General features: G+C 71.5%; 23 protein-coding genes and 1 pseudogene. 13 read left to right on the forward strand and 11 right to left on the reverse strand.

From position 1 onward, the window contains the following. Window positions 1-21: 21 nt before the first annotated feature. On the reverse strand, window positions 22-1398 hold the full coding sequence (locus tag ACWD0F_RS18820) for an amidohydrolase family protein (protein ID WP_449877002.1): 1377 nt from the start codon (window positions 1396-1398) through the stop codon (window positions 22-24). Window positions 1399-1462: 64 nt separating this feature from the next. Continuing rightward, window positions 1463-2236: an FCD domain-containing protein gene (locus ACWD0F_RS18825; protein WP_449877003.1), complete on the reverse strand. Its 774-nt coding sequence runs from the start codon at window positions 2234-2236 to the stop codon at window positions 1463-1465. A 473-nt stretch (window positions 2237-2709) separates the two neighbouring features. On the opposite strand from ACWD0F_RS18825, the gene ACWD0F_RS18830 reads away from it, so the two are divergent. Genes ACWD0F_RS18830 through ACWD0F_RS18865 form a run of 8 tightly spaced genes read left to right on the forward strand, consistent with a single transcriptional unit; the run spans window position 2710 to window position 9803 of the window. Next, entirely contained in the window at window positions 2710-3513 is an 804-nt protein-coding gene (locus ACWD0F_RS18830) for an FCD domain-containing protein (RefSeq protein ID WP_449877005.1), read from the forward strand. 49 nt (window positions 3514-3562) lie between these two features. Next, window positions 3563-4492, forward strand: coding sequence for an amino acid ABC transporter permease (locus tag ACWD0F_RS18835; protein WP_449877006.1), 930 nt, complete (start codon window positions 3563-3565; stop codon window positions 4490-4492). Continuing rightward, the gene (locus tag ACWD0F_RS18840) at window positions 4489-5253 is read left to right on the forward strand and encodes an amino acid ABC transporter ATP-binding protein (protein WP_449877007.1); all 765 of its coding nucleotides are present in this window, start codon (window positions 4489-4491) and stop codon (window positions 5251-5253) included. The genes ACWD0F_RS18835 and ACWD0F_RS18840 overlap by 4 nt, the downstream gene beginning before the upstream one ends. A gap of 19 nt (window positions 5254-5272) precedes the next feature. Continuing rightward, on the forward strand, window positions 5273-6193 hold the full coding sequence (locus ACWD0F_RS18845) for a transporter substrate-binding domain-containing protein (RefSeq protein WP_449877009.1): 921 nt from the start codon (window positions 5273-5275) through the stop codon (window positions 6191-6193). Window positions 6194-6204: 11 nt separating this feature from the next. Beyond that, window positions 6205-7008, forward strand: coding sequence for an SDR family NAD(P)-dependent oxidoreductase (locus ACWD0F_RS18850; protein WP_449877010.1), 804 nt, complete (start codon window positions 6205-6207; stop codon window positions 7006-7008). A 29-nt stretch (window positions 7009-7037) separates the two neighbouring features. Next, window positions 7038-7874, forward strand: coding sequence for a polysaccharide deacetylase family protein (locus ACWD0F_RS18855; protein ID WP_449877012.1), 837 nt, complete (start codon window positions 7038-7040; stop codon window positions 7872-7874). Window positions 7875-7886: 12 nt separating this feature from the next. After that, a complete protein-coding gene (locus ACWD0F_RS18860; protein WP_449877014.1) occupies window positions 7887-9317 on the forward strand; it encodes an amidohydrolase family protein in 1431 nt (476 codons plus the stop codon). A gap of 21 nt (window positions 9318-9338) precedes the next feature. After that, window positions 9339-9803 (forward strand): RidA family protein, encoded by a 465-nt coding sequence (locus ACWD0F_RS18865; protein WP_449877016.1) that lies wholly within the window; start codon window positions 9339-9341, stop codon window positions 9801-9803. A gap of 55 nt (window positions 9804-9858) precedes the next feature. On the opposite strand, the gene ACWD0F_RS18870 is transcribed toward ACWD0F_RS18865, so the two are convergent. The 3 genes from ACWD0F_RS18870 to hydA are packed head-to-tail and all read right to left on the reverse strand — an operon-like array spanning window position 9859 to window position 13491. Next, on the reverse strand, window positions 9859-10593 hold the full coding sequence (locus ACWD0F_RS18870) for an SDR family NAD(P)-dependent oxidoreductase (RefSeq protein WP_449877018.1): 735 nt from the start codon (window positions 10591-10593) through the stop codon (window positions 9859-9861). 2 nt (window positions 10594-10595) lie between these two features. Further along, window positions 10596-12056 (reverse strand): aldehyde dehydrogenase family protein, encoded by a 1461-nt coding sequence (locus tag ACWD0F_RS18875; protein ID WP_449877020.1) that lies wholly within the window; start codon window positions 12054-12056, stop codon window positions 10596-10598. Beyond that, window positions 12046-13491 (reverse strand): dihydropyrimidinase, encoded by a 1446-nt coding sequence (gene hydA, locus ACWD0F_RS18880; RefSeq protein ID WP_449877022.1) that lies wholly within the window; start codon window positions 13489-13491, stop codon window positions 12046-12048. Before hydA ends, ACWD0F_RS18875 begins: the two co-directional genes overlap by 11 nt. A gap of 111 nt (window positions 13492-13602) precedes the next feature. Here hydA and ACWD0F_RS18885 point away from each other — a divergent pair, with 111 nt between their 5' ends. Then, window positions 13603-14280 (forward strand): isochorismatase family protein, encoded by a 678-nt coding sequence (locus tag ACWD0F_RS18885; protein WP_449877024.1) that lies wholly within the window; start codon window positions 13603-13605, stop codon window positions 14278-14280. Between the two features lie 27 nt (window positions 14281-14307). Here the strand turns inward: ACWD0F_RS18885 and ACWD0F_RS18890 are convergent, their stop codons facing one another. The 4 genes from ACWD0F_RS18890 to ACWD0F_RS18905 all read right to left on the reverse strand — a co-directional run bounded on the left by ACWD0F_RS18890 (window position 14308) and on the right by ACWD0F_RS18905 (window position 17169). Continuing rightward, on the reverse strand, window positions 14308-15105 hold the full coding sequence (locus ACWD0F_RS18890) for an FCD domain-containing protein (protein WP_449877026.1): 798 nt from the start codon (window positions 15103-15105) through the stop codon (window positions 14308-14310). 103 nt (window positions 15106-15208) lie between these two features. Continuing rightward, window positions 15209-16066 (reverse strand): pyridoxamine 5'-phosphate oxidase family protein, encoded by an 858-nt coding sequence (locus ACWD0F_RS18895; RefSeq protein WP_449877028.1) that lies wholly within the window; start codon window positions 16064-16066, stop codon window positions 15209-15211. Then, on the reverse strand, window positions 16066-16509 hold the full coding sequence (locus ACWD0F_RS18900; RefSeq protein ID WP_449877030.1) for a VOC family protein: 444 nt from the start codon (window positions 16507-16509) through the stop codon (window positions 16066-16068). Before ACWD0F_RS18900 ends, ACWD0F_RS18895 begins: the two co-directional genes overlap by 1 nt. 84 nt (window positions 16510-16593) lie before the next feature. Then, window positions 16594-17169: a CGNR zinc finger domain-containing protein gene (locus ACWD0F_RS18905; RefSeq protein WP_449877032.1), complete on the reverse strand. Its 576-nt coding sequence runs from the start codon at window positions 17167-17169 to the stop codon at window positions 16594-16596. Window positions 17170-17267: 98 nt separating this feature from the next. Between ACWD0F_RS18905 and ACWD0F_RS18910 the strand changes: the two genes are divergently transcribed. Both ACWD0F_RS18910 and ACWD0F_RS18915 read left to right on the forward strand, forming a co-directional pair. Then, window positions 17268-17903 carry an acyl-CoA-like ligand-binding transcription factor gene (locus ACWD0F_RS18910; RefSeq protein WP_449877033.1) on the forward strand — a complete coding sequence of 212 codons (636 nt, stop codon included), beginning with the start codon at window positions 17268-17270 and terminating at the stop codon, window positions 17901-17903. After that, window positions 17891-19327 carry an FAD-dependent monooxygenase gene (locus tag ACWD0F_RS18915; protein WP_449877035.1) on the forward strand — a complete coding sequence of 479 codons (1437 nt, stop codon included), beginning with the start codon at window positions 17891-17893 and terminating at the stop codon, window positions 19325-19327. Before ACWD0F_RS18910 ends, ACWD0F_RS18915 begins: the two co-directional genes overlap by 13 nt. 7 nt (window positions 19328-19334) lie before the next feature. Here the strand turns inward: ACWD0F_RS18915 and ACWD0F_RS18920 are convergent, their stop codons facing one another. Together ACWD0F_RS18920 and ACWD0F_RS18925 are read right to left on the reverse strand one after the other, a co-directional pair. After that, the gene (locus ACWD0F_RS18920; RefSeq protein WP_449877037.1) at window positions 19335-20162 is read right to left on the reverse strand and encodes an SAM-dependent methyltransferase; all 828 of its coding nucleotides are present in this window, start codon (window positions 20160-20162) and stop codon (window positions 19335-19337) included. 88 nt (window positions 20163-20250) lie between these two features. Beyond that, window positions 20251-21217, reverse strand: a pseudogene (locus ACWD0F_RS18925) (GlxA family transcriptional regulator). Between the two features lie 53 nt (window positions 21218-21270). Between ACWD0F_RS18925 and ACWD0F_RS18930 the strand changes: the two are divergent. Further along, a complete protein-coding gene (locus tag ACWD0F_RS18930; protein WP_449877038.1) occupies window positions 21271-22536 on the forward strand; it encodes an MFS transporter in 1266 nt (421 codons plus the stop codon). Beyond that, on the forward strand, window positions 22533-23192 hold the full coding sequence (locus ACWD0F_RS18935; RefSeq protein ID WP_449877039.1) for a peptidyl-tRNA hydrolase: 660 nt from the start codon (window positions 22533-22535) through the stop codon (window positions 23190-23192). Before ACWD0F_RS18930 ends, ACWD0F_RS18935 begins: the two co-directional genes overlap by 4 nt. Window positions 23193-23277: the final 85 nt, after the last annotated feature.

Here is a 23277-nt window from a genome sequence, read left to right on the forward strand (position 1 = left end):
TGGTCCTCTTCTCTCGCGGGCTCAGCAGTCGGGGACGGAGGCGACGCGGCCGGTGGGCCGGAGCGAGACCGTGCCGGTGTCCAGCCCGGAGCTGGCGATCAGGGGGGAGACGAGCGCGCCGTTCTGGTAGACGGCGCGTACGTCCCAGAGCCGGGAGATGTCGCTGGTCGCGTCGCCGCCGACCACCACCACGTCGGCCAGGCGTCCGGGGGTGAGCGTGCCCACCTGGTCGGCGATCCCGCACGCCTGCGCCGCGATGGCGGTCGCCGCGCGGATGGCGCCGATGGGCGTCATGCCCGCCTGCACCGCCAGCTCGATGCCGTGCTGGAGGCCGCCGAAGGAGACGTCGTAGGGTCCGGCGTCGCTGCTGATGGCCAGGCGCGGGCCGAGTCCGTCGGCCAGCATCGCCGACAGGATGCCGAGCTTCATGTCGAAGTAGGCCTCAAGGGCTGCGACCCGGCCCTTGTCCCCGGCGCTGAGGGGACCGTGCCCGGCCTGCCGCCGCAGATCGGCCAGCGTCTCCCAGCCGCCGGTCTGGGCGGTGAAGCTGACGAAGGTGCCGGAGTCGTGCACCGTCTGGGCCACGGCGGGGTCGTAGACCATGCGGCCGCTGGAGGCGACGCCGCCGCCGAACTCCATCATCTCCCCGGGCACCAGGAACTCGGCGTGTTCGAGGCAGTCCAGCCCGGCCTCGACGGCGTTGACCATCGACTGCGTGGCGCGGGTGTGGGCCGTGGTCAGCCGCCCGAGCCCGTGCGCGGTCTCGACGGCCACCCGCATCTCGTCGGCGTTGTAGGAGGGGTAGTAAGGGATGTTGCCCAGCGTCGCGCCGCCGGACGCCATGATCTTGATGTGGTCGGCGCCCTCGGCGACCAGGCGCCGCACCGCCGCGCGGATCTGGTCCGCTCCGTCGGCGACGCCGTTGCACCAGTAGAAGTGCCCGTAGGAGTGCGTGAGCGGCCGCCCGGCCAGCAACATGCGCGGGCCGGAGACGTATCCCCGCTCGATCGCCTCGCGGACCTCGAACACGATGCGGTTGCGGCCGCCGTTGTCGCGCAGGGTGGTGACGCCGGAGGCGAGGTGGCGCTGCAGGTTGCTGACGGCGATCAGCGCCATCATCTCGTCGGAGTCGAGAACCTGCTGCTCGTACGGGGTGCCGTCGCCCGTCAGGGTGATGTGGCAGTGCGCGTCGATGAGTCCGGGGATGATGGTGGCGTCGCCGTAGTCGATCACCCGGGCGTCCGGCCGGGCCAGGTCCTGCGCGGCGTCGGCGGCCGGGCAGACCCGCACGATGCGGCCGCCCTGAAGCTCCACCACCGCGTCGTGCAGGACGTCGTCGCCGGCGGCGGAGTACACCCGGGCCGCCCGGAGGAAGCGCGGAGAGGTGCTGAGGTCCACTGGGGTCCTTTCTTGTTTCGGTGTGCCGCCTCGGGGTGAGTGCGGCCGCGGCGGGGCCCGCCGCTCAGTCGGGACGGGCGCTCGGCCGGGAGTCCATCCAGATCAGGAGCCGCTGGAAGAGCAGGTCGCTGTCTTCCGACGCGTACGCCTCGACCTCGTCGGACATGCGGAGCAGGTGGTCGTTCATGGTCCGCTCGGCGGTGATCGCGTCGCCCGCCGCGATGGCGTCGACGATCCGCTCGTGCTCCTCGACCGCCTTGGCCTCGGTGTGGTGGTTGCCGATGATGAGGTCGAGGAGGGTTTCGACGCGGTTGTAGCGCGGGCCCAGCACGAGGTCGGCCATCGCCTGGAGCACGCGGTTGCGGGAGAGCCGCACGATCGCGCGGTGAAAGTCCAGGCCGGGGGACTCGGGCACCTCGCCCCTGGCCAGGCATTCGGCGTGCTGCCGCATGAGGTCGCGCAGCGCTCGCGCGGCCTCGGGGCCGGCGTGCAGGGCCGCTTCGCGGACGATCTCGCGTTCCACGGCGCGCCGGGCGTGCAGCAGGTCGACCAGGTCCTTGGCGGCCCGCACGTCGACGGCCTGCTGCAACCGGGTGGTGGTACGCAGCTCCGCCACCCGGCGGCGGCCCTCGGCGCTGATCACCCGCCCTTTCGCTCCGACCGTGACGGCCAGGCCGTCCCGGTCCAGGTCGCGCAGGAGCCGGCTGATGGACGGCTCGCTGATCGAGACGCCGGCCGCCGCCAGGATCGTTCTCGCCTGGCGGGCTCCGATCGGTGAGTCCGCATCGGCCAGCACGCCCAGCAGGGCGCTCGCCGCCGATGCGCGGTTGTGGTGCATGGTTCCCTCCCTCCGGATGCCTGGCGAGATGCAGGGATGCGTGAAGTCTGTCAAAAATGACAGACGCATCGCATGCTTGTCCAGACCTGGTCTGCGCTCGCCGAGCGGCATGATCGTGCTGCTGGATGCGTAGTGGCAGTTCAGTCGGGCAGGCCGGTCTGCGGCCAAGATCTGGATTGTTTCGTCGATATGACGATCGTTCCTCTGTATTGACAGACGCTCTGTCGGGCTGACAGTGTCACGGCAACATCCGCAGCACCGCCCCCGGCTCCTCATCAGAGACGGAACGCATACCTCAGATCTGACGAACGTTACGCAGTTGCAACAGGACATTTACTGTCACGTAGCTACGAAACGGTGGAATTCGCCCTAATGGCCACATAGCCCCCCGCTGTGTGCGTCCCTCGTTCATCGAGATGGAAAGACTCCGCATGGTCATGAGAGAAGGAGGATCTCCAGGACCGCCGAGCCCGTTGGGAAGGGATCGCGGGACTGAGAGCGAGCCTCCCCACCTGGCGCCCCTCTACCTGTCGCACCAAGAGCTGCTGCTGCTCGACATCGTGGCCGAGTCGGCCGACCCCGTCGGCGCCCGCATCGCGACGCGGCGGCTCACCGAGAGCGGCGTGTCACTCAGCGAGGCCAGCACCTCCCGGCTGCTGGCCCGGCTCGACGAGCTGGGACTCACGGCCTCCTCCGGCCGCAAGGGCCGGACCGCCACCGGCGCCGGCCAGCGCCTGGCCCGCTTCAACCGGCGTACCCGGCGGCAGACCACCGGGCTGCACCGGGCGCTGGACATCCAGGACGCCCGCGAGCTGCTCGACCTGCTGTACGCGCGGCGCAGCGCCGAACGGGAAGCCGCGCGATGGGCCGCGCTGCGTGCCACGGAGGCCGACGTCGACCGGCTGGAGTTCCTGCTCAGCGACCACCGCGAGGCGCTCGACGCCGGCGGCGACGCGCGTCTGTGCGGCATGCGCTTCCACCGGGAGATCTTCCGCGTCTCGCGCAACCGCATCCTCCAGGCGATCGGCGACGTCGTGCTCGACGAGTCGCTGGAACCCCTGGAACTGGTGCTCGATGTGATCACCGGCGGGCACGGGACCTTCGCCGAGTCGGCCCCCGAGCATCTGCGGGTCCTCGAAGCCGTCCGCGCCGGCGATCCCGACGCGGCGGAGCTGTCGATGCTCACCCATGTCAACCGGCTGATCACAGAGGCCGAGCGCGCGGCCGCGGATCGCGGCGCCGACGTCGTCAAACGCCTCCTCGAACTCACACTCTGATCCCCGGCCGCATCGATCGGCCCATCGCACGGAACGAAGGTGATAGCAGATGGGATGGTCAGCACGCTCCGACCCCGCCATCCGCCTGGACACCCCGCTGGAGATAGCCGCGGCTGACCGGCTGCACGCCCGCCCGCATCCGTTGCGGTGGGTCACCGGAGCCGTGGTCCTGGCCCTTCTGGCCCTCCTCATCCTGGCTTTCGCCCAGGGCCAGATCGACTGGGGGGTCGTCGGCGAGTACTTCACCGCAGGCAAGATCCTCTCCGGCTTCGCGCACACCCTGCTGATCTCGGTGCTCGCCATGATCCTGGGCATCGCGCTGGGGACGTGCTTCGCCGTGATGCGGCTCTCGGCCAACCCGGTGGTGTCGACCATCGCCTGGCTGTACGTGTGGTTGTTCCGTGGCACGCCGGTCCTGCTGCAGCTCATGATCTGGTTCAACCTGAGCCTGATCTTCCCGACGCTGGGGATCCCGGGCCTGTTCGAGGCACAGACGATCAACGTCATCACGCCGTTCGTCGCCGCGCTGCTCGGTCTCGGCATCAACGAGGGCGCCTACCTCACCGAGGTGATCCGGGGCGGCATCCTGTCCGTCGACGCGGGCCAGGCAGAGGCGGCGTCCGCGCTGGGCCTGTCCCGGCGGACCACCCTGCGCAAGGTGGTGCTGCCCCAGGCCATGCCGGCGATCATTCCCCCGATCGGGAACGAGGCGATCGGCATGCTCAAGACCTCCTCGCTCGCGGCCACCATCTCCTACACCGAGGTCCTGACCAACGCCCAGCAGATCTTCTATGTCAACGGCAAGGTCATGGAGCTGCTGTTCGTGTGCGCGTTCTGGTACCTGATCGCCACCTCGGTGACCAGCGTCGGCCAGTACTACCTGGAGCGCCGCTTCGGGCGATCGGTCGTACGGCGGCGGAGCGTGGCCGACCAGATCATCGCCTCGGCACTGAGCAGGATGAGGAGGGGCGCGCGATGAGCGCCATGGTTCAGATCGACAACGTCCACAAGTCCTACGGCGGCCTGCACGTCCTGCGCGGCGTCACCGCCTCCTGCGCCCCGTCCGAGGTCGTCTGCCTGATCGGCCGCAGCGGCTCGGGCAAGAGCACCCTGCTGCGCTGCGTGAACCACCTGGAGAAGCCCGACGCCGGGCGGATCACCGTCGACGGTGAGCTCATCGGCTACGAGCAGCGCGGCGATCGGCTCGTCGAGCGCCGTGAGCGCGACACCGAACGGCAGCGGCGCGAGGTCGGCATGGTGTTCCAGCGCTTCAACCTCTTCCCGCATCTCACCGCGGCCGAGAACATCGCGCTCGCGCCGCGCCGGTTGCGCGGGCTGAGCAAGGCCGAGGCCAGGGAGCTGGCCGGCCACTCGCTGGAGCGGGTGGGGCTGGCCGACAAGCGGGACGCCTACGCCCGTCACCTGTCGGGCGGCCAGCAGCAGCGGGTCGCCATCGCCAGGGCCCTGGCGATGGAGCCCAAGGTGCTGCTGTTCGACGAGCCGACGTCGGCACTCGACCCGGAGCTGGTCGGCGAGGTGCTCACCGTCATGCGCACGGTCGCCGAGCAGGGGATGACCATGATGGTCGTCACCCACGAGCTGCGCTTCGCCCGTGAGGTCGCCGGCCAGGTCCTGTTCATGGAGGACGGCGTGATCGTCGAAGCCGGCCCTCCCGAGGACGTTCTGGGGCGGCCCCAGCACGAGCGCACCCAGGCCTTCGTCTCCCGAATCTTCCACTAGCCAGACTGGAGCCCCCGACATGTCGCCCAAGAAGATCACCGGCGTGCTCGCCGGCGCGCTGCTCGCCCTCACCGCCGGATGCGGCGGCGGGACCGACGCGGCCACGCCCGACGCGGCCCCGGCCGCGCAACCCGCCGTGAGCCTGCCCACCCCCACGGCCAACGCGCAGATCCACGCGATGTTGCCCCAGGACATTCAGGACCGCGGCTTCCTCAACAACACCGTGCAGTCGCCCAACGCCCCCATGGAGTACACCGAGGCCGCGGGCGGCCCGCTGATCGGCGTGGACCTCGACCTCGTCCAGGCCCTGGGCGCCGTGCTGGGCGTCGAGATCAAGACCACCGCGGTCAACGACTTCCCCCAGCTCATCCCCGCGGTGCAGACCAAGCGCACCGACATCGTGATGTCGGCGGTGAAGGACCTGAAGGAACGGCAGGCGTCGGTCAGCTTCGTCGACTACTTCGTCACCGGCGACCAGTTCATCACCACCACCAAGGACGCCGGCACCTACAAGAGCGTCGCCGACCTGTGCGGCAAGACGGTGGTCGCGGCGAACGGCACCAGCTACTTCACCATCATCGAGAAGCTCTCCGCGGACAACTGCGCCGGCAAGGAGCCCATCAAGACCCTCGGCGCGGTGTCCGCCGCCGAGCAGCTCATCCAGGTGAAGCAGGGCCGGGCGGTCGCCAACCTGACCGGTCTGGAGCCGCAGGCGTACCAGATGAAGGTGGAGCCGGGCGCCTGGGCGCCGACGGCGGGCGAGCCGATCAACCGCGCGCCGTACGGCGTGGTGTTCAGCAAGGACAACGAGCAGCTCGGCAAGGCCATCCAGGCCGCGATGAACGAGCTGATCAAGAGCGGGGTCTACCAGAAGATCCTGGAGAAGTGGAACCTCCCGGCCGCCGCGGTGACCGAGGCGACCTACAACGGCGGAAAGTAGGAGCACGATCCATGCGCACCACCCATGACTACACCGGCGCCACGGTCGTCATCACCGGAGCCGCCAGCGGCATCGGAGCCGCGAGCGCGCGGGCCTTCGCGGCCGCCGGCGCCTCCGTCTGGCTGCTCGACGTCGACGCCGAGCGGGGCCGCGAGGTGGCCGCCGACATCGCCTCCGGCGGTGGGCAGGCCCGCTTCGAGCCGTGCGACGTGACCAGCGACGAGGACGTCGAGCGCGCGCTCGGCGCGGTGCTCGCCCAGGACGGCCGGATCGACGTGGCGTTCTGCAACGCCGGCATCGGCTGGATCAAGCCCGTGTCGGCCACCGAGCCCGCCGAGTGGCGCCGGGTGATCGACATCGACCTCACCGGCGCGTTCATCGTCTCCCGCCGGGCCTTCCTCGCCATGCGGGAGGCCGGTTCGGGGGCCATCCTGTTCACCGGCTCCCCGCACGGCTACCGCACGATGGCCGAGAGCAGCGCCTACGCCGCCGCCAAGGCCGGGATGGGCGGCCTGATGCGCGCGCTCGCGCTGGAGGCGGCGCCGCACGGGATCAGGGTCAACTCCCTGCTCCCCGGCGCGATCGACACCCCCAACCTGCGGGCGGAGGCCGAGCTGTCCGGCGACGCCGAGGACGCCATCAAGCGCTGGGGAGCGGTCCGGCCGATCGGCCGGATCGGCCGCGCCGAAGAGGTCGCCGACCTCGCGCTCTTCGTCGCCTCGACGTCGGCCTCCTTCATCACCGGGACGGAGCTGTACGTCGACGGCGGCGCGATGGCCGCGCAGCCGGCCGGCCTGTCCACCGTCGCGCCCTAGCGACCCACCTCAACCCAGGGAGAGTTCCTATGTCATTTCCATCGGGCAAGACGTTCGCCCTCGCGGTGACCGTCGACTTCGACGCCCAGGCCGCCTGGCTCGCCAAGGGCAAGAACGACCCCGCCACCATGGCGCGGGGCGAGTTCGGCGCCGAGGTCGGCGTGCCGCGGCTGCTGGAGATCTTCGATCGCTACCAGATCCCCACCACGTGGGGCATCCCCGGGCACAGCATCATGACCTGGCCGGACTACTGCAAGGACGTCCTGGCGCGCGGGCACGAGATCTGCGCCCACGGGGTGTACCACGAGAACCTCAACGACATGCCCGAGCCCATCGAGCGCAAGCTCATGGTCCGCCAGCTCGAACAGCACCAGGAGATCCTCGGGAACCGGCCCAGGGGCTACCGGGCGCCGTCGGGCTCGATGTCGTACAACACGATGAAGATCCTGGACGAGTTCGGGTTCGACTGGCACAGCAGCCTGTCGGGGCGGGACTTCGAGCCGTACCACCCCAGGGAGATCAAGGAGATCAACCTGCACGGCGCCACCGTCTTCGGCCCGCCGTCCCGGGTGCTGGAGTTCCCCACCTCGTGGTTCCTGGAGGACTGGGTGGCCTTCGAGTACGTCGGCGGCTACTCCATGGGCCTGTCCTCGACCGACGTGGTGCTCCAGCGCTGGAACGACTCCCTCGAATACGGCCTGAAGTACGTGACGCCGGGCGTGATGACGCTCGTGCTGCACCCGCAGTCGATCGGCCGGCCGCACCACATGATGATGCTCGACCGTTTCCTCGAGCACGTGACCTCGCAGCCGAACCTGTGGATCGCCACGCTGAGCGACATCTTCGACGCCTGGACCGCCGAGTGAGGGGAGGTCGCCATGGCGACCCTGCGCATTGACGCGCGCTACGTGGTGGCCTTCCAGGACGGCGAGCAACGGCTGCTGGAGAACGGCACCATCGTGGTGGACGGTGACCGGGTCGTCTTCGTCGGCCGCGACTACCCGGGGGAGACCGACGAACGGGTGGACGCCGGCGAGACGCTGGTGACGCCCGGGTTCATCAACACCCACGCCCACCTGGAGACGGCTCCGCTCGACAAGTCCTTCCAGGAGGACGTGGCGCCCCGCCAGTTCTTCTACACCGGGCTGGTCGAGACCCTCCTGCTGCAGGAGGCGGCCATCGACGAGCCGGGCATCGACACCTGCATCGACTTCTCGATGTCCGAGCTCATCCGCACCGGCACCACCACCGTGATGCACCAGGGTGTGCGGGGCGCCCGGGTGGCCGAGGCGTGCGAACGCGCGGGCCTGCGCGCCTACATCGCCGACGGCTACAAGTCCGGCCGCTGGTACACCCGCGACGGGAACCGGGTGGAGTACGACTGGGACGAGCAGGGCGGTTTCGCCGGCCTGGAACGTGCCACCCGGCTCATCGAGGACCTGCGCGGGCGGGGCTCGGGCCGCGTCCAGGGCTTCCTGTCGCCCTGGCAGGCCAACACCTGCACCCCCGACCTGCTCAAGGAGTCGCGGCGGTTGTCGGACGACCTCGGGGTGCCGCTGACCATCCACGCCGCCCAGGCCGTGTTCGAGGTCATGGACATCATGGCGGCCCACGGCATGACGCCCATCGAGTACCTCGAATCGGTCGGCTTCCTCGGGCCCCGGGTGGTGCTCGGGCACGCGATCTTCACCAGCGGCACGTCCTGGCTGAACCTGCCCGGCGACGACACCCGCCGCATCGCCGCCTCCGGCGCCTCGATCTCGTACAACGCCTGGACGTTCGCCCGGCGCGGCATCATGATCGAGTCGCTGCCCGGCTACCGGCGCGACGGGGTCAACATCACCCTGGGCACGGACACCACCCCCCAGTCCATGATCGAGTCGATCCGCTGGTCGGCGCTCCTCGGCAAGGTGGCCGACCGGCGGGCCGACTCGTGGCTGGCGGGCCATCTGCTGGACGCCGCCACCGTGAACGCGGCCAGGATGCTCGGCCGCGACGACCTGGGCCGGATCTCCGCAGGAGCGAAGGCCGACCTGCTGCTGTGGCGGCTGGACACGCCGACCATGACCCCGGCCCGGGATCCCATCAGGAACCTCGTCTACTACGCCACCAAGGAAGACCTGGCGTCGGTGATGATCGACGGCTCGTGGGTCATGCGGGACGGCGCCGTGCTGACCGTGAACGAGACCGGGCTGGCCGAACGCCTCCAGGAGGCGGGCGAGCGCTCCTGGAAGCGGGTGCCCGAGCACGACCGGCTCGGCCGGAGCCTGGAAGAGGTCTCCCCGAGCTCGCTGCCCCAGTTCCGTTAGAACACGTTGAGGAGAGTTGTGATGAGCATCATTGAGGACAGGCTCGCGGCGCTGGGCATCGAACTGCCGACGAAGATCCCGGCGGGTGGCGGGCTCGCGCCCGTCGTCGAGCACGGTGACCTGCTGTTCGTCTCCGGCCACGGCCCCGAGGACAACGAGGGCAACCTGCTCTTCCGGGGTCAGGTGGGCGCCGAGGTGAGCGTGGAGGAGGCCATCGAGGCGGCGCGCGCCACGGGGATCCAGTTGTTGCGGACGCTCCGTGACCACCTCGGCGACCTCGACAGGATCGACCGGATCGTCAAGGCGCTCGGCTTCGTGAACAGCGCACCGGGCTTCCACGACCAGCCGAAGGTGATGCACGGCTTCTCGGACTTCATGGTCGAGCTGCTCGGCGCGCGCGGGCGGCACGCCCGTTCGGCCATCGGCACCTCCAGCCTGCCGTTCAACCAGCCGGTGGAGATCGAGCTGATCGTCGCCATCCGCTAGCGCACAGACGAAAGGGCGCCACCCGGGTCACGGGTGGCGCCCTTTTCGTGTGCGGTCAGATGCCGCGGTGTTCACCGCCGCTGACGTTCATGACCGAGCCGCTGACCCAGTCGCCGGACGGGTGCACGAGATAGCGCACCGCGGCCGCGATCGGCTCAGGCCCGCCGTAGCCCAGCGGGGACTTGCCCAGGAACTCGGCCCGCTCCTCGTCCGTGGGAGGCGTGCCCGTGCTGCCCGTCGGGCCCGACGAGATCGCGTTGACCCGGATCCCGAACTGCTCCAGCTGCGAGGAGAGCGCGACGACCAGGCCGGACAGGGCCGCCTTGGCCGCGGAGTAGGCCGGCGAGTGGCCCACGCCGAACCCGCCCAGCCGCGCCGCGTTGGAGCCGATGAACACGACGCGGCCGCCCCCGCGCGGGATCATGTGCGGCAGTGCGGCGCTGGTGCACCACCAGGCGCCGTTGAGGTTGACGTCGATCACCCTCGTCCATTCGTCGGGCTGCTGGTTCCAGGTGTCGGGGCGGGCGGCGTCCATGCCCGCGTTGTTCACCAGGATGTCGATGCCGCCGAACTCCGCCGCGGTGGCGCGGACGGCCTCGGAGATCTCCTCCCGGACCGCCACGTCCGCCTGGTGCACGCGGGCGATCCCGTCCGCCGCCGTCACGCCCTCGATCCGCCGGTCGGCCACGACCACGGTCGCGCCGTCGGCCGCCAGCACGTCGGCGACGCACCGGCCGATGCCGCGCGCCCCGCCGGTGACGAAGGCCACCTTTCCCGTCAAAGCTCCCATGTTCACTCTCCCTCGGTCAGTTTGATGTGGATCTGCTTGGCCTCCAGGTACGCCTCCAGGCCCTGGCGGCCCAGCTCCCGGCCGATCCCGCTGGCCTTGAAGCCGCCCCAGATGCCCTCCGACGGCGCGGCCTGGGTGTCGTTCAGCCAGACGACGCCGGCCCGGATCGCCTTGGCGACCCGCAGTCCCTTGCGCACGTCGTTGGTCCAGATCGCCGCCCCCAGGCCGAAGGCGGTGTCGTTGGCCAGGCGGACCGCCTCGTCGACGTCGTCGAAGGGCAGCACCGTCATGACCGGCCCGAAGATCTCCTCCTGCGCGATCCGCAGGTCGTGCGACGGGGCGTGGAAGATCACCGGCGGGACGAAGTAGCCGTCCGCGAGCTCCGGCCGGTCGGGGAGCGAGCCCGCGTACGCCGTCCGCGCCCCCTCCTTCTCCCCGATCTCGATGTAACCCCGCACCCGGTCGCGCTGCCGCGCCGAGACCAGCGGGCCCATCGTGGTGCGCGGATCCAGGCCGTCGCCCAGGCGGATCTCCGCCGCCGCCGTGGCCAGCCGCTCCAGCGCCTCGTCGAAGATCTCGCGCTGGATCAGCACCCGGCTGCCCGCCGAGCAGACCTCACCCTGGTTGGCGAAGATGCCCCGGCACGTCCCGGCGATGGCCTCGTCGAAGGCGGCGTCGGCGAACACCACGTTGGGCGACTTGCCGCCCAGCTCCAGCGTGACCCGCTTCAGCGTCGCCGCCGCGTTCGTCGCGACCTGCACGCCCACCTCGCGCGATCCGGTGAAGCTCACCTTGTCGACGGCCGGGTGCGCGACCAGCGACGCGCCCGCCACCGGCCCGGCGCCGGTGACGACGTTGAGCGCCCCGGCGGGCAACCCGGCCTCGGCCGCGATGCCGGCCAGCTCCAGCGCCGTCAGGGGCGTCTCCTCGGCCGGCTTGAGCACCGCCGTGCAGCCGGCCGCCAGCGCGGGCGCGACCTTCTGCACGGCCATCAGCAGCGGGAAGTTCCACGGCACGATGAGCCCGCACACCCCGACCGGCTCGTACGTGATCAGGTTGATCGCCCCGGGCCCGACCGGCGGGATCTCGCCGGGCAGCTTCGTCACCCATCCCGCGTAGTACTCGAAGAGGAAGGCCGCCTCCTCCATCTCGGCCAGGGCGTCGGCCAGGGGTTTGCCCGAGTCGCGCACCTCCAGCCGGGCCAGCTCGCCGGCCCGGGAGCGGATCAGCCCGGCGATGCGGTTGAGCACCTCGGCCCGCCGGCGTGGCGGCACCTCCCCGTTCCAGGCGCCCTCGTCGAACGCGCGCCTGGCGGCCATGACCGCCCGGTCGACGTCGGCCTCGGTGCCCGCGGGCACCGAGGCCAGCACCTTGCCGCTGGCCGGTTCGTAGACCGGGATCCGGGCGCCGTCCAGGGCGCCGGTCCACTCCCCGTCGATGAACATCAGCCGGTCACTGCTCACGGGTACGCCTTTCTCCAGGGACGGCCGGCCAGAGCCGGGTGTCGATGTGCTGCGGCACGAAGCGCCCGCCTGCCTCGCCGCCGGTGAACCGGCCGTCGCGAGCGACGACCCGTCCCCGGGACAGGGTGAGCTCGGGCAGCCCGGTGCCGCTGAAACCTTCGTAGGGCTCGTAGTCGCTGCCCCAGCCCCGCTCCCACACGGGCCACGTCCACGTGCGGGTGGGGTTCCACAACACCAGGTCCGCGTCCGCGCCGACCCGGATCACTCCCTTGCGGGGATACAGGCCGAAGGTTCTGGCGGGCCCTGTGGCCGAGACCTCGACGAACTGGCGCAGGTCGAGACGCCCCTCGGTGACGCCGTGGTGCCACAACATGGGGATCCGCGCGTCCAGCCCGGGGGCGCCCGGCGGCAGGAGGGTGAAGTCACGGGCACCGGCGCGCTTGTGCTCGATCCCGTAGGCGCAGTGGTCGGACGCGACGCTGCCCAGGACGCCGGCGCGCAGCGCCGCCCACAACCGGCGCTGGTCGGCGCCGCCCCGGACCGGGGGCGTGATCACGTACTTCCAGGCGTCCGCGCGCCGGTAGACGCTCTCGTCGAGGACGAGGTAGTGGGTGCAGGTCTCGGCCTGCACCCGGACGCCGCTCTCCCCGGCCGCCTCGATGGCCGACAGGGCCTCGCCGCCGGAGACGTGGTAGATGTACACCGGCGCGTCCAGTTCTCTGGCGAAGTGCGTCACCAGGCCGATCGCCGCGCTCTCCGCGCTGCCGGGACGGCTGCCGGGGAAGCCCTCGATCGCGCCGCCGGCCCCCGCGAGCACGCCGTCCTTGGCGCGTTCGAGGATGGCGTGGTTCTCGGCGTGGAAGCCGGCCAGTCCGCCCGCCGCCGCGATGGTCTCCATCACGGTCCGGATCTCGGCGTCGTCGAGCCGGTCGTCGTAGGTGGTGTAGATCTTGAACGAGGCCATGCCCTGGCTGATCAGGCCGGGGATCTCGCGCAGCCGTTCGGGGGTCACGCGGGCGATCACGGGGTGGAAGGTGTAGTCGATCACCGACTCCGCCGCCTCCGCCAGGCGCGTCTCCGCCGCCTCCGCCAGCGAGCCCGCCGTGGCCGGCACGAAGTCGATCACCGTGGTCGTGCCGCTCACGGCCGCGGCCCTGGTGGCCGAGGAGAAGTCGTCCAGGCCGCGCACGCCCTCACTGATGGGCCAGGCGATGTGCGTGTGCGTGTCGATCCCGCCGGGGACCAGGATCGCGCCGGGCCGTGCCTCGACGGTCTGCCTGCCTCTTAAGGAGCCGGGGGCCGCGAGGGCCGCGATCCGCTCGCCGAGGACGCCGACGTCCATGACCTCGATCTCGTGCTCCGTGACCACCAGCGCACCGCGTACGACCAGGTCGAAGTCATCCTGCACCAGCGCCTCCAGACAGATCCGTCGCATTGAGGCATGTATATCAGAAATAAGGGAATCAGCGCTTACTTCCTCACAAATGAGGAAGATGGCGATATAGTGAGGGCGTCACGAGACAACCGTTGAGGAAGAGAGATCGCCATGGCCGCAGGACAGCCGCATCGCATGGACAACCAGGAGCTGCTCGACCAGTACCTCGCGGCCGGCTTCGCCGGGCGCGTGGGCTGGGGCGAGCGCCCGGCCCTGCTGGTGATCGACATGGCCGGCGCCTGGACGCGGCCGGACGAGATGATCGGCGCCGACCTCGACGGGGTGCTGGGCAACATCGGGCGGCTGCTCGACGTCGCGCGCAAGGCTGACGACATCCCGGTGGTGTTCACCACCATGGCCTATGACGAGACGTACTCCGACCTGCCCCAGGTCACCCGGTTGAAGACCCCGCACTCCGAGAAGATGATCCGCGGCTCGGAGCGCGTGCGGCTGGTCCCCGAGCTGAACCGCCTGCCCCACGAGGCCCTCGTCGAGAAGCCGCGGGCCAGCGCGTTCTTCAACACCAACCTGCTCAGCATCCTCGTCTCCCACCAGGTCGACACGGTGATCGTGGTGGGCTGCAGCACCAGCGGCTGCATCCGCTCGACCTGCGAGAGCGCCCTCGACTACGGGTTCCGCGCCATCGTCCCGGCCGAAGCGGTGGGGGACCGGTCGGCCTCGGCGCACGAGGCGAACCTCTTCGACATCAACGCCCGCTACGCGGACGTCGTGCCCGTCCAGGAGGTCATCGGCCACCTCGAAGGGCGGGCCGCGTCACTCACTGGGTGAAGCCGCTCGAAGGGCGGGCCGTGTCGCTCACTGGGTGAACATGAGCAGCCGCTCGAAGAGCTGCACGTGGTCGCTCTTGGCGAACTCGGCGACCTCGTCGATGAGCCGGGTGAGGTGCCCGGCCATCGCCTCCTCGGCGGCCCGGGAGTCCCGGCGCCGGAGCGCGGCGAGGATCTCCTCGTGCTCGGGCGCCGACCGGCCGAGCGTGCCGTGGCCGCCGGTGATCACGTCGAGCACCTTCTCCAGCGGCACGAGCGAGTCGCTGAGCACCACGCTCGCCAGCACCTGGAGGAGGTCGCTGCCCGCGATCCTGGCGATCGCGCGGTGGAAGTCCATCGCGACCGGGCGGGCGTCGCGGCCGTCCACCAGGTGGTGCTCGTGGCTGCGCAGGATGGCCTCAAGCTCCGCCAGATCCTCGGGCGTCGCCTTGCCGGCCGCCCGCCCGGCCAGCTCGCGCTCGACGCCGCGCCTGGCGTACAGCAGGTCGAGCAACTGCTCCACGCTGCGGATGTCCAGGGCCCTGGTGAACGCCTCGTCGCGGCTCTGCCGCGCGGACAGCCCCTTGGCCAGCTGCAGCCCCCGGTCGGTGAGCGTGCGCCCCTTCTGCCCCGACGGCGTGGTGAGCCCGAAGTCGTCCAGGCGCTTGAACATGCGCGAGATGGTGGCCTCGCTCACCTTCAGGCCGGTCTCGCCCAGCTGCCGCCCCGCGAGGCGGGCGCCCACCGGCCCTTGCGCCCGCATGACGACGTCCAGGAGCTGCTCCTCCTCGACGCTCAGAACCGGAGTGCCGGGCTGAGCCGACTGCTGCCGTTCCTGCCTAGCCACCCTGCGGCCTCCTCGTCGGTGACGTCCCTCGCTGATGAACGACGCTCATCACAGTGATCATAGGGTCATCCCGGACGGCGCGGGAGTCGGTGGCCGGACGGCGTCAGAGCGCCGGATTGGCGCGGTGGTAGCCCGGGGCGGTCCAGCCGGCCGACACGGTTCCGGCGGCGTGCACGTACGCGTCGAGCTCGAAACGCACCAGCCGCCGCTCGCCCCACTCGACGTGCGCCCGGCCGGTGAGCTGCAGCGTCTCCCCGCGCTCCCAGTCCACGAACAACAACCCGGCGGCCGGGTTCAGCTCCAGGTTCCCCAGTGTCATGTACATCGAGTTGCCGGTGTAGTCGGGGAACACCAGCGAGCGCGGCCCGGTGAGCCGGACGAATCCGGGGTTGCCGCCCCGGTGGGAGACGTCCGCGCCCAGCCCCTCGGCGCGGGTGGCGATGAAGAACGTGTCCGCCGCCTCGATCCACGCGCTGTGCCGCTCCGTCAGCGACGTCCCGCGCCCGAGCGGCGCGGGCGTGCCGGGGGCCGCGGCGGGCTCCCGCGTCTGGATGTACTTGGGGCAGTTGGCGTAGACCTGCTCGGTCCACACCACCAGCCCCTCCCCGGCCTGTACGGCGGTGCCGTTCACCCGCATCCGGCGCCGCGTGTGCGGCTCGATGGCGAGCAGGCCGATGTCGCGCTCCCGCTCGAACAGCCCGTGCAGGGCGTCGGGAGCCGCCGGCAGCGTGTTCAGCACGATGGTGCGGTCGTCCTCCGGCGCGGCGAACCCGGCGGGCCCGGTGAGCAGCCCCGCCCAGACGCGGCCGAGGTCGTCGGCCGCGCCCGCCACGATCAGGTGCTGCCCGCGCAGGAACTCGGCCGCCACCTCGGGGATCTCCGGCCGGGTCCGCGCGCTGCCGAGGTCCGGCGCCCGCACCCCGGCCCGCTGCTGCACGGCGACCTCGCCTGGATGTCTCATTAGAAGAATCCACAGGTCGGTGCGCCGGAGGTGGGCGCCGCCCGGTCACCGGCGCCGTCCGGGGCGTAGATCTCCAGGCGGATGCCGTCGGGGTCGTCGAAGAACACGCCCCCCGAGGAGGCGCCCTCGCCGTGCGGCACGACGCCGTCGTGGTGCAGCGGCGCGCCGATCTCCCTGAGCACCCGCTCCACCTGCCGCACCGCCTCCAGGTCGGCCACCTGGAACGACAGGTGGTGCAGCCCCGGCTGGGCGGTGGCGAAGCGGCCCGCGCTCTGCTGCCAGAGTGTCAGCACGAGCGTGCCGTCCTGGGCCAGGAACGCGTAGCGCCGGCCGTCCTCGTGCGACTCCCCGGCCACGGTGAAGCCGAAGACACGTCCGTAGAACTCCTTGGACTTGTCGAGGTCGGTGACGTTGAGCCCGATGTGCCCGGTCGTGAAGGTCATCCCCACTCCTAACGGTTGGAAAGCTAGTCGGCCGTTAGAAAATGACTATAACGGCAAAATGGCGTCCTTGGCGTTAGAAAAGAGTCACTTCTTGTGCTCCTGGTAGTGCCTGGCGGCTCTGGCGCGGTTTCCGCAGCCGGTCGAGCACCACTCCTGGCGGGGGTGTTCCTTGCGGAAATAGAGCACGCAGCGGGGTGCCTGGCAGGTGCGGATCCGGGTGCGCTCCGGTCCCGCGAGGAGCTCGACGGCCGCCGTGGCGAGGCGGCCGCGCAGGCGTACGGAGGGGCCGGCGGTCACGGGGGTGACGGTGACGAGCGCCGGCCCGCCGTCCCAGGACAGTTGCGGAGCAGTGGGCGCGGCCAGGGCGGTGGCGTTGACCAGGGCCAGCGACTGGGCGAAGCCGGGCAGCTCTGCGGCGTCCGCCCGGCTCGGCGGATCCGGCCGCACGGCTCTGGCGAGCAGCGCGCGGACGGCCTGGCGCAGCCGCACGACCTCCGCGCGCAGCTCCTCCGTGGCGGTGAGTCCGGGCTCCGCGCCGAGCTCTTCGGCGTGCGCGCGCACCCAGGCCGTCAGGCCGGCGACGTCGGACAGGGTGTCGACCAGGCCGGACCGATCGGCCCTGATCGTGCCGGCGAAGTCCAGGGTCAGGGACGAAGACATACTCCCAATCTAACGCTCTTTCGCTAGCGATTCCGTTAGTAAAAAGTTGCGTACTCAGAAATATTGCTTAGTCAGAAAATTCCTCTTATGGTGATGCCATGAGCGGGCTGAGAGAGCGGAAGAAGCAGGCGACGCGCGACGCGCTGATGGCGGCCGCCGTGCGCCTGGCGGTGGAGCGCGGGCTGGAGAACGTGCGGGTCGAAGACATCGCCGCCGAGGCGGGCGTCTCCTCCAGGACGTTCAACAACTACTTCTCCAGCAAGTACGAAGCGCTCACCGCCCGCCACACCGACCGCAACGCACTCGCCATCGCGACGCTGCGCGCCCGTCCCGCCGGCGAGCCCCTCTGGGAGGCGCTCACGGAGGCGATGGCCGCGACGTGGGAGCACTACGGCAGCCGGACCGGCGCGGCCCCCGACCCGGAGCTGCTGGCCGGCATCAGGATGCTGAGCTCCGAGCCCGCGCTGCGGGCCGAGTCGCTGAAGGTGGTGTTCGCGGCCGACGCCGAGCTGGCCGCGGCCATCGCCGAGCGCACCGGCACCGATCCCGTCCGAGACCTCTACCCCCGCCTGGCCGCCGTCACCGTGACCGCCGCCGTCCAGGCGGCCGTCGCGCACTGGCTGCGCTCCGACCCGCCGGTCCCGCTGGTGCCACTCGTGCGCGAGGCCGTGCGCGCCCTGGCCGCCGGACTGCCCGACCCTTCGAGCCGAGGAGAGACCCCATGGACATCGTGATCGCCGGCGGCGGCCCCAACGGGCTCATGCTGGCCTGCGAGCTCAGCCTGGCCGGCGTCCGGCCCGTCGTCGTCGAACGCCTGCACCGCCGCAGCGACCAGCCCAAGGCCAACGGCATCATCGGCCAGGTGGTGCGGCTGCTGCGCCAGCGCGGTCTCACCGGCCAGGAAGCGCCGATGCCCAGGTTCGTGTTCGGCGCGCTGCCGCTGGATCTGACCGGGCTCGACGACAACCCGCTGCACGGCATGGCCATCAGGCAGCCCGAGCTGGAGGAGCTGTTCGAGCGGCGGGCCGCCGAGCTGGGCGCGGACATCAGGCGCGGCCACGAGCTCGCCGGCTTCGAGCAGGACGCCGAGGGCGTCACGCTGGCGCTGACCGGCCCCGACGGCCCCTACGAGCTGCGCACGCGCTTCCTCGTGGGCTGCGACGGCGCGCACAGTCTGGTCAGGAAGCAGGCGGGCATCGGCTTCCCCGGGGTCAACGCGGCCGACATCGTGAGCAGAGCGGCCCACGTCACGATCCCGGGCGCGGCGCTGCGGCCGGACCGGATCGAGGTGCCGGGGCTGGGCGAGCTGGGGCTCTACACCTGGCACCGGACCGAGCGCGGGGCGTACGCGCTGCTCCCGGCCGGGCCTGAGGTGCTGACCGTGAGCTCGATCGAATGGGACGGCCCCGTGCCGGGCGACGACGTGCCGATGACCATCGCGGAGCTGCGCGAGAGCATCGGCCGCGTGCTCGGCGCCGACCTGCCGCTCGCCGAGCCCACCGGCGCGGGCCCGCACATGCTCAGGCGGATGAACGGCCGCAACACCCGGGTGGCCGAGCGCTACCGCGAAGGCCGGGTGTTCGTGGCGGGCGACGCCGCGCACGTGCACTCCGCCATGGGCGCCCCCGGGCTCAACCTCGGCCTGCAGGACGTCGCCAACCTCGCCTGGAAACTGGCCGCCGAGGTGCGCGGCTGGGCGCCGCCCGGCCTGCTCGACACCTACGACGCCGAGCGCCGCCCCGCCGCCGAGCGGGTGGCCATGCACAGCCAGGCCCAGCTCGCGCTGAGCGCGCCGGGGGCGGAGGTCACGGCCCTGCGCGCGCTCTTCGGCGAGTTGCTGGGCGACGAGCGGGCCCGGCGGCGCATCGCCGCGCTCCTGGCCGGCGCCGACGTGCCCTATCCGATGCCCGCGCCGGAGCATCCGCTGGTGGGGCGTTTCCTGCCCGAGCTGCCTGCCGGATCCGCCGCGCGCGCCCGGCCGCTGCTGCTCGACCCGACGGGCGGGCTGCGGGTGCGCCACGAGCGGGTGGACGTGGTGCCGTCGGACGGTCCCGTGGCCGTGCTCGTGCGTCCCGACGGCTACGTGGCCTGGGCGGGCACACCGGACAAGACGCTCGAAGAGGCGCTGGAGACGTGGTTCGGCGAGGGTCTCCAGTAACGGGGCGTCAGGCCCGTACTCGGCCCACGCCGGCCAGGATGCCGGACTTGACGTAGTCGTAGGAGCCGTCGGGGGCGGCGTCGCGGGTCCAGTCCGAGACCGGGACGACGCCGGGGCCGACCAGGTCCAGGCCGTCGAAGTAAGGGACGATGTCGTCGTAGCCGCGCCGGGCCAGGCCGCCGGACGTGGTGCCCGAATAGATCTGGTTGCCGCCGGTGACGGCGTCGTCGGTGGCGTTGCCGGCGTACAGGTGAGACAGCACCAGATAGCCGCCGGGCCGCAGCCGGGCCCGGACGGTGGCCGCGATGCGGGCGGCCTCGGCGTCGTCGGGGACGAAGTGCAGCACCGCCACCATCAGGATCGCGTACGGCCGGGTGAGGTCGAGGTGCTCGGTGACCTGCGGGTGGTCCAGGATCGCGTCCACGTCCTTGACGTCGCCTTCCAGAGCGATGACGTCCGGGTCCCTGGCCAGCAGCGCGCGGGCGTGGGTGAGCACGATCGGGTCGTTGTCCACGTAGACGACGCGCGAGCCGGGGGAGTGCCGGCGGGCCACCTGGTGGACGTTGTCCTGGGTGGGCAGCCCGGCGCCGATGTCGATGAACTGCCGCACGCCGGCCTCGGCGATCAGGCGCACGGCCCGGCCCAGGAAGCCGCGGTTGGCCAGGGCGATCTCGCGGGCGTCGTTGCCGAGCCGGCGGCCGATCTCGATCATCTGCTCGGCCGCCGCGCGGTCGGAGGCGAAGTTGTCCCGGCCGCCGAGGTAATAGTCGTACATGCGGGCGATGCTGGGCACGTCCGGGTTGATCCCGGCTGGTACGCGGTCCGCCTCTGTCATGTGCCGACCCTCTCCTTGCGGATCTTCTGGCGCCGATTCTAGGGGGAAAACTCCGCAAATACCGCACATGTTGCGATGAGTTGGCCGATCAACTGCGGCGGAAGGTGTGCCGGTAGGCGAGCGGTGACACCCCGACGGCCGCGTGCAGGTGCTGGCGGAGCGAGACCGCGGTGCCGAACCCGGCCCGCCTGGCCACCTCCTCCACCCCGAGGTCGGTCGTCTCCAGCAGCCGCCTGGCGTGCTGCACCCGCTGCCCGTTGAGCCACCTGGCCGGGCTGACGCCGGCCTCCTCGCGAAAGCGCCTGGTGAAGGTGCGCACGCTCATCCGGGCGTGGGCGGCCAGCAACGGCAGGTCGATCGGGGTCTCCAGGTGGGCGAGCATCCACTCGCGGGTGGCCGCCGTGCCGCCGCCGCCCGCGCCGGGGAAGGGCCGCTCGATGTACTGCGCCTGGCCCCCCTCCCTGAACGGCGGCATGACGCAGCGGCGGGCCGTGCGGTTGGCCACCTCGCTGCCGTGGTCGCCTGACCACATGCAGGCACAGGTCCATCCCGGCCGCCACCCCCGCCGAGGTGAGCACGTCGCCGTCGTCCACGAACAGCACGTCAGGGTCCAGCTGCACCTGCGGGAACAACGTGGCGAAGCGGGCCGCCTCGCGCCAATGGGTGGTGGCCGGCCGGCCGTCGAGCAGGCCCGCCGCGGCCAGCACGAACGACCCCGTGCAGATCGACATCGTGCGCGGCCGGCCGCGCAGCGCGTCGCCGAGCGCGGGCGAGATCGTCCCGTCCCGCATCGCCCGGCCCGCGTGGATGCCCGGCACCACGACGGTGTCGGCCGTGTCGAGCACGTCGAGATCGTGGTCGGGCAGGACGCTGTAGCCGGCCGAGCAGCGCACCGGCCTGCGGCCCTCCGAGCAGGTCACCACCTCGTACAGCTTCTCGCCCGACGGGCTCTCCGCAGCCCAGAACACCTGGCCGGGCACGCCGAGGTCGAGCGGGGCGAAGTGGTCGAGCACCACGACGGCGATGCGATGCGCCATGGCCGAATTCTTGCACATATTGGCTATCGGGCCACTCGTGACCACCTAAGGCGATAAATCAGGATTGGCGCATGACAGTGAGCGCCACCCCCACCGCCCGCCGGCGGCTGCACCGGGCCTGGTACGTCGCGGCCGTCGCGTTCGTCGCGATCCTGGGCGCGGCCGGGTTCCGCGCCACCCCCGGCGTGCTGATCACCCCTCTGCACGAGGAGTTCGGCTGGTCGACCGGCACCATCTCGCTGGCCGTCTCGGTGAATCTGGTGCTCTACGGCCTCACCGCCCCCTTCGCCGCCGCCCTCATGGACCGCTTCGGCATGCGCCGCGTCGTGGCCGCCGCCCTGCTGCTGATCGCCGTCGGCAGCGGGCTCACCGTGCTGATGACGGCGAGCTGGCAGCTCCTGCTGTTCTGGGGCGTACTCGTGGGGCTCGGGACGGGATCGATGGCGCTGGTGTTCGCCGCCACGGTGGTGGACCGCTGGTTCGTCCGCCATCGCGGGCTCGTCACGGGCGTGCTCACCGCCGCCGGGGCCACCGGCCAGCTCATCTTCCTGCCCGTCCTCGCCCAGCTCGCCCAAGGACCGGGATGGCGCTTCGCCTCGCTGACCGTGGCCGGGGCCGCGCTGGTCACGGTCCCGTTCGTGTGGTGGTTGCTGCGCGACCGCCCCGAGGACGTCGGAACGACGGCGCTCGGCGCGGAGCCCGGGGCGGCGCGCGTCGAGCCGAGCAAGGTCAACGCGGCCGTAAGAGCGCTCGGCGTGCTCGCCTCGGCGGCCAGGACGCGGCCGTTCTGGTTGCTCGCGGGCGGCTTCGCGATCTGCGGCGCCAGCACGAACGGGCTGGTCGGCACCCACTTCATCCCCGCGGCGCACGACCACGGCATGGCCGAGCCCGTCGCGGCGGGCCTGCTCGCGGTCATCGGGATCTTCGACATCGCGGGCACGGTCGCCTCCGGCTGGCTCAGCGACAAGATCGACCCCAAGGTGCTGCTCGGCGTCTACTACGGCCTGCGCGGGCTCTCGCTCATGGTGCTGCCGAGCCTGTTCGCGGGCACGACCGAGCCCAGCATGCTGATCTTCATCATCTTCTACGGCCTGGACTGGGTGGCGACCGTGCCGCCCACGGTGGCGTTGTGCCGGCGGATCTACGGGGCCGACGGGGCCGTGGTGTTCGGCTGGGTGTTCGGCTCCCACCAGGTCGGGGCCGCGTTCGCCGCCATCGGCGCCGGGCTCACCCGCGACCACCTGGGCGCCTACGACCTGGCCTGGTACGGCGCCGGCGCACTCTGCCTCCTCGCCGCCGGCATGTCCCTGGCCATCGGGCATGCTAGGAGACGATGAACACCGAGCTTTATGTCCTGCCCCTGGTCGTCCGGATCGAGCGGGCCGCGCCTCCCGAGCGCACCGACGCGCTGGAGGCGGCCGCGACGGCCGTGCTGAGCCTGCTGGACGACCCGGGGGAGTGGGCGGCCGAGCTGCACGCCTGGCAGTCCACCGGCAAGATCCGCAAGGTCGTCCGCCGGGCGAGGGGCGCCGAATGGCTCCGGGCCGCCGCGCTGCCGGGCCGCACGATCGAGCACCGTACGGCCGAGGTGCGCGTACACCCGCCCGTGCCGCTCGACGACTGGCCACGGGACCTGGCGCGGCTGCAGGTGTCGGGCACCGAGCTGACCGACACCGTGCCGCCGCCGCCCGCCGAGCCGCCCGTCCTGTGGGCCAACCCCGAGCTCGGCATGTCGGCGGGCAAGGCGATGGCCCAGGCCGGGCACGCCGCCCAGCTCGCCTGGTGGGCCAGCGACGCGGGCGAGCGGGCCGCCTGGCGCGCCGGCGGCCTGGCGGTGTCCGTGCGCACGGCCGCCTCGTCCGGTGACTTCGCGGCCCTGGTCGCCGCAGGGCTGCCGGTGGTGCGCGACGCCGGGTTCACCGAGATCGAGCCGGGCTCGTGCACGTTCGTCGCGGACGCGCCCTGGCTCTACGGGCGCGTCGCCAGATCGTGAACACTGCTGCGCGGGCGCTGTAGGCAGGTCGTGAACACGTCGGCGCTGCACGGACGCGTCGCCAGATCGGCGCTTCACCGGCGCA

This window comes from Nonomuraea sp. NPDC002799 (assembly GCF_053592075.1).